8 protein-coding genes are annotated in these 11687 nt (G+C 73.9%); 2 read left to right on the top strand and 6 right to left on the bottom strand.

Annotated elements, in window-relative coordinates:
* Positions 1-3: 3 nt before the first annotated feature.
* The 4 genes from OG730_RS09055 to OG730_RS09040 form a co-directional block, all read right to left on the bottom strand.
* Positions 4-1236, bottom strand: a complete 1233-nt coding sequence (locus OG730_RS09055) for an ABC transporter permease (protein WP_327303747.1) — start codon at positions 1234-1236, stop codon at positions 4-6.
* Positions 1233-1961 (bottom strand): ABC transporter ATP-binding protein, encoded by a 729-nt coding sequence (locus OG730_RS09050; RefSeq protein WP_327303746.1) that lies wholly within the window; start codon positions 1959-1961, stop codon positions 1233-1235. Before OG730_RS09050 ends, OG730_RS09055 begins: the two co-directional genes overlap by 4 nt.
* Positions 1958-3070 carry a peptidoglycan-binding protein gene (locus OG730_RS09045; RefSeq protein WP_327303745.1) on the bottom strand — a complete coding sequence of 371 codons (1113 nt, stop codon included), beginning with the start codon at positions 3068-3070 and terminating at the stop codon, positions 1958-1960. Before OG730_RS09045 ends, OG730_RS09050 begins: the two co-directional genes overlap by 4 nt.
* An 89-nt stretch (positions 3071-3159) precedes the next feature.
* Positions 3160-3741 (bottom strand): hypothetical protein, encoded by a 582-nt coding sequence (locus tag OG730_RS09040; RefSeq protein ID WP_327303744.1) that lies wholly within the window; start codon positions 3739-3741, stop codon positions 3160-3162.
* A gap of 170 nt (positions 3742-3911) precedes the next feature.
* Here OG730_RS09040 and OG730_RS09035 point away from each other — a divergent pair, with 170 nt between their 5' ends.
* Positions 3912-4568, top strand: a complete 657-nt coding sequence (locus tag OG730_RS09035; RefSeq protein WP_327303743.1) for a response regulator transcription factor — start codon at positions 3912-3914, stop codon at positions 4566-4568.
* A complete protein-coding gene (locus tag OG730_RS09030) occupies positions 4565-5752 on the top strand; it encodes a sensor histidine kinase (protein ID WP_327303742.1) in 1188 nt (395 codons plus the stop codon). Before OG730_RS09035 ends, OG730_RS09030 begins: the two co-directional genes overlap by 4 nt.
* Before the next feature lie 33 nt (positions 5753-5785).
* Here the strand turns inward: OG730_RS09030 and OG730_RS09025 are convergent, their stop codons facing one another.
* Positions 5786-7027 (bottom strand): NAD(P)/FAD-dependent oxidoreductase, encoded by a 1242-nt coding sequence (locus OG730_RS09025; protein ID WP_327303741.1) that lies wholly within the window; start codon positions 7025-7027, stop codon positions 5786-5788.
* Positions 7028-7265: 238 nt separating this feature from the next.
* Positions 7266-11591 carry a S8 family serine peptidase gene (locus tag OG730_RS09020; RefSeq protein ID WP_327303740.1) on the bottom strand — a complete coding sequence of 1442 codons (4326 nt, stop codon included), beginning with the start codon at positions 11589-11591 and terminating at the stop codon, positions 7266-7268.
* Positions 11592-11687 lie beyond the last annotated feature (96 nt).

The following is an 11687-nucleotide window of genomic DNA, read 5'->3' as shown; positions in this document are numbered from 1 at the left end:
GCGTCACGCCGAACGCAGGGCGTCCGTGGGGGAGGCCCGGGCGGCCCGCAGCGCGGGATGGAGCCCGGCGAGCGCGGCCACCACCACCGAGACCGAGGGGCCGGCGACGAGCGTGTAGAGCGGGATGGCCGCCGGCCAGCCCTGCACCAGCGCGTAGCCGTACACGGTCAGGCTGCCGAGGAGCAGGCCGCCGATTCCGCCGATGAAGCCCATCAGCACGGCCTCCAGCAGGAACTGCGCCGCGATCTGGCCGCCCCGGGCACCCAGGGCGCGGCGCAGCCCGATCTCGCCGCGGCGTTCCATCACGCCGACGACCATGGTGTTGGCGATCCCGACGCCCCCCACCAGCAACGCCACGCCGGCCAGGACGAGTACAAGCGCGTTGAGGCTGTTCTCCGTCTCGGTGCGGGCCAGCAGGAGGTCGGAGGGCCGGCTCACCGCGACCATGGTCGGGCTGCCGGGGTTCGCGGTGGCCGCGGCCACCGCCTGGACCTGCGGGACGCGTGCGGAGTGCGACCGCAGGTAGACGGTCGCTGCGCTGCCGTCGGCGCCCAGGTGGGCGACGGCCCGGGGCCAGCCGACCAAGGCCGACGTGCCGAGTTCGGGGGCGAGTTCGTTCGGGGCGAGGATGCCGAGGACCTGGTACCACTCGCCGCCCAGCCACACCCGCTCGCCCGGTCCGGTGACGCCCAGGCGCTGGGCGGCCTGGCCGCCGAGCACGGTCACCGGGAGGTTCTCGCTCGCGGCGTCCAGCCAGCGCCCGCTGTGCAGTTCGGCGCGCAGCACCTCCAGCAGGTCGAGGCGCGCGGCCAGCACGGTGAGGCTGGCGGTCTGCTGCACCGGTACCAGGTCGTTGCGGTACACCTGGGCCTTGGTGGCCCCGGTGGCGGTGGTCCGCTGCACGGGCGCGATGGCGGAGAGCATCTTCTCCGCGGTGAGCGGGAGCGGTACCGGCTGCTGGTCGGGCCCCTTGCCGGGGGCCACGGTGATCAGGTTGGAGCCGAGCTGGTCCAGCCGTGCCAGCAGGTGCTGCTGGTTGGAGTTCGAGATGCCGGTGACCGCGACCACGGCGGCGATGCCCAGCGAGATGCCCAGCGCGGACAGCGCGGTGCGCAGGGGGCGGGTGCGCGGCCCGATCATGCCCAGGCGCAGCAGGTCCATGACGCGCAGGCGGGTGCGAGGCGTCGTCTTCGGCCGGTCCTTCATCTGACGGTCCTTCATCTGCAGGCCCGTCATCGGACGGCTCCGGCGGGCTCCGGGAGACGCTCGTCGAACTCGATGCGGCCGTCCTGGATGCCGACCCGCCGGGGGAACGAGGCGGCCAGCGAACGGTCGTGGGTGATGACCACCACCGTGGTGCCGCCCGCGTTCAGGGTGTGCAGCAGCTCGACCACGGCGGCGCCGGACACACTGTCCAGGGCTCCGGTGGGCTCGTCGGCGAGCAGCAGCGCCGGGCGGCCGATCAGCGCGCGGGCGATCGCCACGCGCTGCTTCTCGCCCCCGGAGAGCTGGTCGGGGCGGTGGCCCAGCCGGTGCCCGAGGCCCACGGAGCGCAGCGCCTCCACGGCCCGCGCGCGCCGCTCGGAGACCGGCGCCCCGGCGTACAGCAGCCCGGTCGCGACGTTCTCGACGGTGGTGAGTCCGGACAGCAGGAAGAACTGCTGGAACACGAATCCGATCCGGTGCGCCCGCAGCGCGGCCAGCTCCCGGTCGGACAGGCCGGCCAGATCGCGGCCCTCGAAGCGGAGCCGGCCCGAGGTGGGCCGGTCGAGCGAGCCGAGCAGTGCGAGGAGGGTGGACTTGCCGGAGCCGGACGGCCCGACGACGGCGAGGAGTTCACCGGCTTCGACGGTGAGGTCGATGCCGTGCAGGATGCGCAGCGGGGGCGCGCCCGGATACTCCTTGACGAGGCCGGACAGCTCGAGGACGGGCGCGGCGTCCGCCGCGGGAGGAGACGTCATCGCGGGATCACCACCTGCGCGCCGGGCCGGACGTCGCCGGTGATCTGGGCCTTGGCGTCGGCGATCAGGCCGAGCCGGACCTTGACCAGCCGGGGTGTGGGGCCGTCGGAGACCCGTACGCCGTAGCCGCCGCCGTCCAGGGCGAGCAGGGCGGTGACCGGAACGATGAGCGCGTGGTCGGCGGTGTCGCCCACCACGGCGACGGTCACCGCGGACTGCCCGGCCCGCCGGGCCTGTTCCTGTCCGTCCAGCACGATCGTCACGGTGGTCTTGGCGGCGCCCGGGCCCTCCCCGGATCCGCCGCCCGACCCGCCGGAACCGTCCTCACCACCGGAGCCGGAGCCGGAGCCGCGGATCAGTGAACGGATGCGGCCCCCGACCTCGGTGCCGTCGGCCAGCTTGACCCGGACCCGGCCGTCCGGCTTGAACCGGGAGAGCTGGTTCTCGGCGGGCCGGGCGGTGACCACGAGGTCCTCGCGGGTGACGGTCATGACGGAGGAACCACCCAGGGTCGCGCCGAGCTGCGCGCCGACCTGCTGCACGCGTACGGACTCGTGCGACAGCATGGTGAGGGAGCCGAGGGGGACCGTGCCGGTCTCCTTCAGGCCCAGGGACTTCTGCCAGCGCTTCACGGCGGTGGCGGTGTCCGGGGCGAACTTCCGGTCGGCGGTCAGGCCGAGGCCCTTGGCGTGGCCGAGCCGGATCAGGTTGCGTTCGAGCTGCTCCACGTCGGTGCCGGCCGGAACACCGGGGCCCAGGTCGCGCCACATCGGGCGGTCGCCCACCATCAGCACCACCGGCTGCCCGTCCACCTCGTAGAGCTTCTGTCCGGCCTTGACGACGGCGCCCACGGCCGGGAGGCCCGTAAGAGTGCCCCGGCCGGCCGGGAGGACGGCGACGGGCGCGTCGTACACGAGCGAGCCGGTGAGCTGGATGCTGCTGGACAGCGAGCCCTGCTCCACCTGGGCGAGGCCGAACTCCGGGCCCTCCCGCCCGGTCCCCGCGGTGCCGCGGTCCCAGGGGCGGGTGACGGCGACGGTCCCCGCCCCGGCCACCACGGCGACCAGCAGCAGCGGCACGAGGACCCTGCCGCGCTTCTTCCCGCGCACTACGGGTTCCAGGGGTCCTACGGGTCCTACGGGTTCTACCTGCTCTGCCTGCTCTGCGGGTTCAAGGGGTTCCCTCGTGCGGGTCACGCTCACTCACCGATCCGGTAGCCGGGCAACGGGAACCGTGCATCGCAGGCGAGCGAGGCGGCATCCCACTTGGTCGCGTCGAACACGGCGCGCGGGACGACGACCACGGCCTCCTTGGGATCCGGGTCGGGCATGTCGGCGTAGCCGCTCTTGCGCGCGCATTCGACCCACTTGCGGGCCATCTCGACGTATTTGGCGTTGTCGCCCTGCTGGATCTGGTGGATGCCCGGCACCTTCTCGTCGCACAGCCGGCTGGCGGCGTCATACCCGGACGGCATGCCCGTGTCCGTGCTCGCGGCCGGAAAGCCGATGTTGCCGTCCTTGTCCTGCTCGACGCTCGTCTGGCCCTGCTGGTGCATGCAGTCCACCCAGGCCCGGCGGACCGCGTTGTCGTCCTGCGGCTTCGCCTGACCCCCGCGGTCGCTTCCGGCGACCTCGGGCGCGGGGGAGGCGGTCGAGCAGCCGGCCAGGGCCAGCACCGCAGCCGCGGCGGCCGCGGCAGGCAGGGCGCGCAGGCGTCGTAGACCGCGCGGGCTTCGCGGGCCTCGTGCCGACCGGCCGCGTATCGCGGATGTGCTTCGCATGTCCCACACTCCTCTGGGCGTTCCCGATGAACGCCCAAGTTCTACGGTTCGTGCGGTGAGCCACCTGTGATCGCGCGCCTAACCACCGGCTAACCCGCCTGCGGGCAGGCTGGTCCCCGGCGCCGGCTCGGTTGGAACAGCGGCGGCACGGGCGAACGGAGCGGAACGCGATGCGGGTGCTGATCGTTGAGGACGAGCGGGAACTGGCCCTGATGCTCGCCGAAGGGCTCCGCGACGAGGGCATGGTCTGCGACCTCGCCCACGACGGCCTGGAGGCGCTCCGGAAGACCGGCGAGGCCGACTACGACGTGGTGATCCTGGACCGGGACCTGCCAGGACTGGGCGGCGACGCCGTGTGCCGCGCGCTGGCCGCGATGGGCCATCCGGCCCGGATCCTGATGCTCACCGCCGCGGACACCCTGTCCGACCTCGTCGAGGGCCTCGGCCAGGGCGCCGACGACTACATGACCAAGCCGTTCTCCTACCTGGAGCTCGTCGCCCGGCTGCGCGCGCTCGGCCGCCGCTCCGCCGCGGGCCGGGCCGAAGTCGTGCTGAGCCGCCTCGGCATCAGCCTCGACACCGTGCGCAGGGTCGCGGAACGCGACGGCCGCCCGCTGCACCTCACGCCGAAGGAACTGGGAGTCCTGGAGGTGCTGCTGGCCGCGGACGGCGCCCCGGTCACCACCGAGGAACTGCGGGAGCGGCTGTGGGACACGGGACTCGACCCGGCCACCACGGTGGTACGGGTCACCGTGCACGCGCTGCGCCGAAAGATCGGCGATCCGCCGCTGATCGTGCACGACACCGGCTACGGGTACCGGCTGTGAGCCGCCCCGGCCGCCTGCCGCTGCGGGGCCGGCTGACCCTGGTGACCACGGCCGTCTTCGCGGTGCTCGGATGCGGGGTGCTGGTGCTGAACTGGCTCAGCTCGCGCCAGCTCATCGAGGCCAACCGCGACCTCATCACCCAGGCCGCGTGGGCTCCGGAGCCGCCGCTCCCCGTCCCGTCGCCCGTCGACGTGCCACCCGGGTCCACCGAGGCCGTCCTCACGACCCCGTCCCGGGCCTTCGACCACTTCCAGAACGCCATCCTGGGCGACCTGCTGACCCGCTCCGCGCTGCTGCTCACCGTGTTCACGGCGCTCGCCGCGCTGCTGGCCTGGTGGGCGAGCCACCGTTCGCTGCGCCGGCTCCACCAGGTGACGGGGGCCGCACGGCGGATCAGCACCGGGAGCAGCCTGGACGAGCGGCTCGCGCTGGACGGTCCGCACGACGAGATCCGTGAACTCGGCGACACCTTCGACGCCATGCTCGACCGGCTCGAGCGGAGCTTCACGGCCCAGCGGAGCTTCACCGCACACGCCTCGCACGAGCTGCGCACCCCGCTGACCGTCCTGCGCACCGCGCTGGAGATCCCCCTCGCCCGGGGGCGGGTCCCGGACGACCTGCGCCCCGCCGTCCTGCGCGCGCTGGACGCCAACGGGCGCATCGAGCGGCTGATCGCGGCCCTGCTGACCCTGGCCCGCGCGGAGACCGCCGCGCTGGCGCTGCGTCCGACGGACCTGGCGGACGCCGCCCGGGCCGCGACGGACGACCTGGCCGAGGAGGCCCGTACGGCAGGGATCGGGGTGACCCTCGACGCGGCGTACGCGCCGGTGGACGGCGACCCCGCGCTGCTCCGGCAGGTCGCGCTCAACCTGCTGGCCAACGCGGTGCGCCACAACTACCCGGACGGCACCACCGTGATCGCGACCGGCACCGCGGGCGACTCGGTGTTCCTGGAGGTCTCCAACACCGGCCCCGTCCTGTCGGCGGAGGACCTGCCCGCCCTGTTCGCGCCCTTCCGGCAGGGCCGGGAGCGCGGTAGCGGATTCGGACTCGGGCTCGCCGTGGTCCGGGCGATCACCGCCACGCACCACGGCGAGGTGGAGGCAACGCCCCGCCCCGGCGGCGGGCTCACGGTCCGGGTCCTGCTGCCGGCCGGCGACAGGGGTGCGGCCCCGAAGAGCTGAGCCGGCCGGGTGGAGGCCGCCGGCCCGTGCGGATCAGGCCCCGCGATGCCTGATGCCGACGGCCGCGGCCTGGGCCAGGGCCACGGGGTTGAGGAAGCGCGCCGGGCCGATCAGGCGGGAGCCGAACCGGTGCATGTGCCGCGCCATCGACGCGTCGCGGGCCGCCGCCGAGAACACCAGCCGCTCCACGGGGTTGAACGGCCGGGCCCTGGCGAAGTCGGCCGCCAGGAGCTGGTGGCCGCTCGTACGCCGCCGGTGGGTGCGCGCGTACCGTGCGAGCGACCGGTCGAGGCTGCCCCGGCCGGTCGCGGCCGGGGCGACGGCCCGCTCCAGCCACCGCGCGGACTGCAGGGCCCACCCGCACCCCACGCCCCACAGGGGGTCGCCGGTCAGGGCGGCGTCGCCGATGAGCGCCACGCCCGGCGCGGTCGGCTTCCTGCTGTGCAGCGGGTAGTCGATCGTGCCGATGATCTTCGAGACGCGCTCGGCGGAGTCGATGGGCGGCGCCTCGGGCAGGGCGCGGACGAAGGCGGCGAAGGCGCCCTCCAGGTCTTCCCGGAAGGCCGGGAGGTGCTTCTTGTCCGGGAGCACCGCGAGGACCGTCACCCCGTCGTCGTTGGGAAACGCGTACGCCATGTCGGGTTCGAGGAACCAGGTCTGGCCGATCCCGCCGGGCAGCGGGAGGCCGCGGTAGTGCGCGAGGTAGCCGAACCGGCTGTTCTCGTACGTCCGGGTGCGCATCCCGGCGAGCTGCGCCACGGCCGAGTCCTTGCCGTCGGCGCCGACCACCAGGCGCGCCCGGATCTCGCGCTCCCCGTCCGGGGTCGACGCACGCACCCCCACGGTCCGTCCGGCTTCCCGGACCAGCCCGGTCACCCGGTGGCCCGGCAGCAGTTCGACGCCGGGGGTCTGCTCCGCCCGGGACCTGATCAACGGGTCGAGCACGCTGCGCCGGACGTTGTACGCGTACGGCAACTCCGGTCCTCCGGGCGCGGGCTTCGGCTCGATCCAGCCCCAACGGGTGTACCAGCGAGCCGTGTTGCGCATGGCCCCGGCCTTCTCCAGGGCGGGGACGAGGCCGAGTTCCGCCAGCACCGGATGGGCGTTGGCCGTCATGGAGTGGGTGCACAGCACCTTGTACGCCTCGGGGGCCGAGCGGCGTTCCAGCAGGGCGACGCGGACGCCGCGCCGGGCGAGCAGGATCGCCGCGGCACTGCCGGCGAGGCCGGCTCCGCTGATGACGACGTCGTAGTCGTGTTCCGTGCTCTCAGGCATGGGCATGCCCTGATCGCCCCCTTCGGGGTCCGGTGCCGCTGACGGGAGTGGGAGTGGCGCGGTGCCCACAGGGGTCAACAGGTGTCATGCCCATGAAGAGTTGTCAAGATCGCGCATCCCCGCGGAGACCCGCGGAGACCCGCGGGGATGCGCGGAAGCCCGCGGAGACCCGCCGGGCCGGTGTGGCCGCCCTGTCGTGCGGCGGTCGCACCGGCCCGGCGGTCCGCGGGTGCGGACCTCAGTCGTCCAGCTCCAGGCGGTGGACGCCGCCCTGGTCGACGCCGGTGAAGAGGTACCGGCCGTCGGGCGAGGCCGCCAGGGACAGGACGTCCTTGTTCGGCATGCCGCGGGAGACGTTGCGCCAGGTCAGCCCGCCGTCGGTGGAGCGGAGCACCCCGCGCCCGCCGGTGGGGGTGAAGTCCATCCAGCGGGTGCTGGTGCCCGCGTAGAGGGTGTCGCCGACCCGCAGGAGATCGGAGACGCTGATCCGCAGGGCGCCGGTGTCGGCCTTGGTGAAGGTCTTGCCGCCGTCCTTGCTGACCCGGATCGCCTGCCCGCCCGTGACCATGGCGCCCGCCGTGAACTGGATGGCGTGCACCTCGGCTTCGGACACCTGGTGCGTCGTGGCCCCGAAGTCGTCCGAGTAGGACAGCCCCCACCAGCCGCCGAACCAGATCCGCCCGGGCTTGCCGGGATCGGCCGCGATGGTGTCGTAGGAGCGGCCCTGGTCGAAGGTCTTCCAGTGGGCGCCGCCGTCGGTGGTGGTGTACAGACCCGCGGAGTTGGAGCTCTTGTAGGAGATCATCATCCGGTCCGGGTTCGCGGGGTCGACGAGGAACGCGGTCCCGTTCGCCTCCCGCGCGGCGACGTCCGACCAGGTCCGGCCGGCGTCCGCGGTCTTCTGCAGCACCACGTCGTAGAGGTAATTGACCAGCTGCCAGCCGGACTTCGGGTCCGCCGCGGACGGCTGGAAGGCGACGACACCGGTACCGGTCGTGCCCTCGCGCTCCGCCGCACCCCACTCGGGGCTCGCGGCGGGCACCGTGGTGCGGTAGGTGCCGACCGAGGTGCCGGCGAGGAGCTGGTCCCCGAAGGTCGCCAGTGCGGCCACGGACTCGCCCTGCACGCCGATCCGCCGGTAGCCGCCCTCCCGGGTGGAGCGGAACAGACCGGCCGCGCCGGAGCCGATCGTGTGGGAACCGTCGGCCCAGCGGTCGTAGTCGTAGACCACCGAACCCGGCACCGGCTGCGCGGACGTGGTCCACGTACGGCCGCCGTCGCGGCTCAGGGCTCCGGTGCCGCTCAGGTCGTCCTGGTAGATGTCGCCGCCGGAGACGTCGATCAGGCCGCTGTAGGTGCGGCTGGTCTTCTCGACGACGCGGCCGCCGTCCCGGCTCACGTACAGGCCCGAGTTCTGGCCCTGCACCTTGATGGCGAGCAGCGTCCCGTCGGCGTCGAAGCCGCCGATGACCTGCACGCGCGGCGTGGCCTGGAAGACCTTCTGCGCGGGCCGGGGAGAGCCGGTGACGAAGTCGCGGATCACCCAGATCGCCTGGCCGGCCCAGAGGTACAGGTCGTCGCCGCCGATCACGCTCTTGGTGAGGTACCCGGTGATCCCCGAGAGGTCCACCGGTGTCCAGGTGGCGCCCCGGTCCCGGCTGACGAACCGCTCGCCGGTGTAGTCGGAGGTGGCGAGCAGGACCCGGGTGCGGGCATCGGCGGTCAGCTCGGTGATCGTGGCCGGCGGGCCGGCCATCCGCTCCCAGGAGCGGCCGCTGTCCTCGGTGCGCATCAGCACGCCGCCCTCCGGGAACGCCGACGGGTGGGCGCTGACCACGGCCTCCCACCAGCGGCTCGGATCGCGGGAGTCGATGACCAGGGACGGTTCCCGCAGCGCGTTGCTGACCGGTGTGTGGCCCCGCTGCTGCCAGCTCTTGCCGCCGTCGGTCGTGAGCCAGGCACCCGGCCGGGTGCCCTGGGTCATCACGGCCTGCTTCGGCTCGCCGGGGGTCAACTGGGTCGTACCCACCGCGCTGTTCGGGCCGACCGGCTTCCAGTCCCTGTCCTTGGACGCCTTGAGGGTCACCTCGAAGGCGCCGGTACCGTACTGGCGCACCGCGGTGGCCGTGGTGGCGCGGGCGGTCATCGTGTGGACGCCCGATCCGAGGCCGGTGAAATCGGCCCGGTAGTAGGACGGGTCCGAGGTGGGAGCCGTCGCCTTGGTGTAGGGCTTGCCCTTGGGCGGGGTGACCGTCAGCACCGGCGGCGCGGTGAGCGGGGTCGGGCTGTACACGTACACGGTGGTGGAGCCGTCGTTGGACGGGTCCTCGGCCGGGTCCACGTACAGCGGGATGGCCGCCATCAGGTACGGGACGGTGAGCGCCCGGCCCTTGTCGGGGGTGACGGTGACCCGGCCGCTGAGGTAGTTGGTGGCGTAGTCCGTGATGTCGGGCCGGTCGCGCTCGACGGTCAGCGTGACCTTCGCGGTACCGCCCGCGGGGATGGTGAGGTGGTCCGGGGTGACGGTCGCGGGCCCGGTGACGGCCACCTTGCCGGTGATCGGCGCGCTGCCCGTGTTGTGGAGCACGACCTCCCGGGCGCCGGTGACCTTCGGCCCGTCCATGTGGGCCAGGCCGAAGGAGACGGTGGCGGGCGAGGCGTACAGCCCGGCCCCGGCCGCGGCGGCCGTGTCGAGCCGGCCGCTGCCCTGCGACTGCAGGTCCGGGCCGTCGAGCGGCTTCGCGGACCCGATCACCTCGGCGCGCAGCCGGTCCGCGGGGCGGTCCGGGTGGAGCTGGCGCAGCAGCGCCGCGGAGCCCGCGGCGAGCGGCGAGGCCATCGAGGTGCCGGACATCCGCAGGTAGCCCGTGGACTCGATGCCCTTGGGTACGGTGGAGAGGATCTCGACGCCCGGGGCGACGATCTCGGGCTTGAGACCGAGCCGTTCGGAGTCCGGGCCGCGGGAGGAGAAGGAGGCCATCTCGTCGGTGGAGTCACGGCCGCCGAGCACCAGCTCGCCGCCGGACTCGGCCAGCGAGGCCAGCCGCTGACCCGTCTCGTAGTCCACGCCGGTCACGACGAGGCGGTCCAGGCGCAGGGAGTCGCCGGACTCCGCGGGCGTGGCACCGAGCAGTACCTCGCTCCGGGCGGCGGCTCCGCCGCGGGCGGTTTCCCGCTCGCGGCGCGGCTGGAGCGGGTTCGTACGGCTCCTGCCGCCGAACACGACCGGGCCGCCACCACCGCCGCCCACGCCGCCCACCAGGGCGGCGGCGCCGCGCCGTTCGGCCTCGCGCCAGGTCTCGAGCTCCTCGGGCCACACCTCGTACGGGTTCACGGCCGGCGGGATCGCGTACAGCACGACCTTGCCGCTGACGTCGCCCGCCTTCGCCCAGTCCTCCGCGGTGCCCATGCCGATGGAGACGACCCCGGCGGTCACCTCGGCGGCCGGCGGGTTCGCGGACCGCCCGCCCCGGTAGCTCTGCAGGGTGTCGCCCGCCGCCTTGAGCACGGGCAGCCGGATCCCGCTCGTGGAGGCGCCGACGGCGATGACGCCGGGAGCGGCGGCCGGGGAGCCGACGGTCCAGTAGCCGGGACCGGCGTTGCCGGCGGCGGCGAAGACCAGGACGCCGGCGTCGACGGCCGCGGACGCGGCCCGGGACAGCGGGTCGCTCGCGGTGCCCGCGCTGTTGCCCAGGCTCATGTTGACGATGTCGGCGCGGTGCGGGTTGGCCGGGTCCACCGCGGCCTCGATGGCCGCGATGATGCCGGAGTCGTCGCCGCTGCCGTCGGCGCCGAGCACCTTGTACGCCAGCAGCTCGGCGTCCGGAGCGGCGCCCGTGACGCCCGCCGCCGTGGCCGCCCTGCCCGCGACGATGCCCGCCACATGGGTGCCGTGGCCGTTGTCGTCCATCGGGTTGGCATCGTTGTCAACGAAGTCCCAGCCGCCGACGACCTTGTGGCCCTCGCCGAAGCCGCCGCCCAGATCCGGGTGGGTGTAGTCCACCCCGGTGTCGATCACGGCGACGGTGACGCCCTTGCCGGTGACCTTGACGCCGGCCGGGTCCTCCCGGGCCCACAGGGCCGGGTTGCCCACGACCTCGTTGGCGTCGGTGTCCAGGGCGCGCGAGGTCCCGGCGGGGCTGACGGACTTCACGCCCGGCAGCTTCCGCAGCGTGGCCAGGTCGGCGGAGCCGACGGTCATGGCCACGGCGTTGAGCAGCAGCGTGTGGCGGCGTACGGCCTTGGCGGTGACGCCGGCGCCCTTCGCCTCGGCCAGGAACGCGTCGTGCCTGCCGGTCAGGTCTTTGCGTGCGGCCGTCACCTCGGCGGCCTTCGCGGCCCGGGCGGCCTTCGTGTCCTTCGCGTTCCCGGCGCTCCCGGCACCCGCGGAGTCCTTCGCGGAGCTCTTCGCGGAGCCGGGCACGGCCGCCAGCGCCGGGGCGCCCTCGAACTCGACGATGACCCGCCGCGTGCCGTGGTCCGCGGACTCGGGGGCGGCGGCGACGGCGGGCGGGACCGAGACCAGCAGTCCGCCGAGCACCGCGGCCACCAGGCCCGTATGCACAGTTCTTCGGTGTGAGTGACCCATAGGCGGTACCTAATGCGGCCCGGTCCGGATAGGGCAACGATTCCCTGTGGCCCATTGCTGCCGCTGGCACAG

The organism is Streptomyces sp. NBC_01298 (assembly GCF_035978755.1).
In the GTDB taxonomy this organism is placed as follows: domain Bacteria; phylum Actinomycetota; class Actinomycetes; order Streptomycetales; family Streptomycetaceae; genus Streptomyces.
This window is presented reverse-complemented; position numbering and strand designations above follow the sequence as displayed.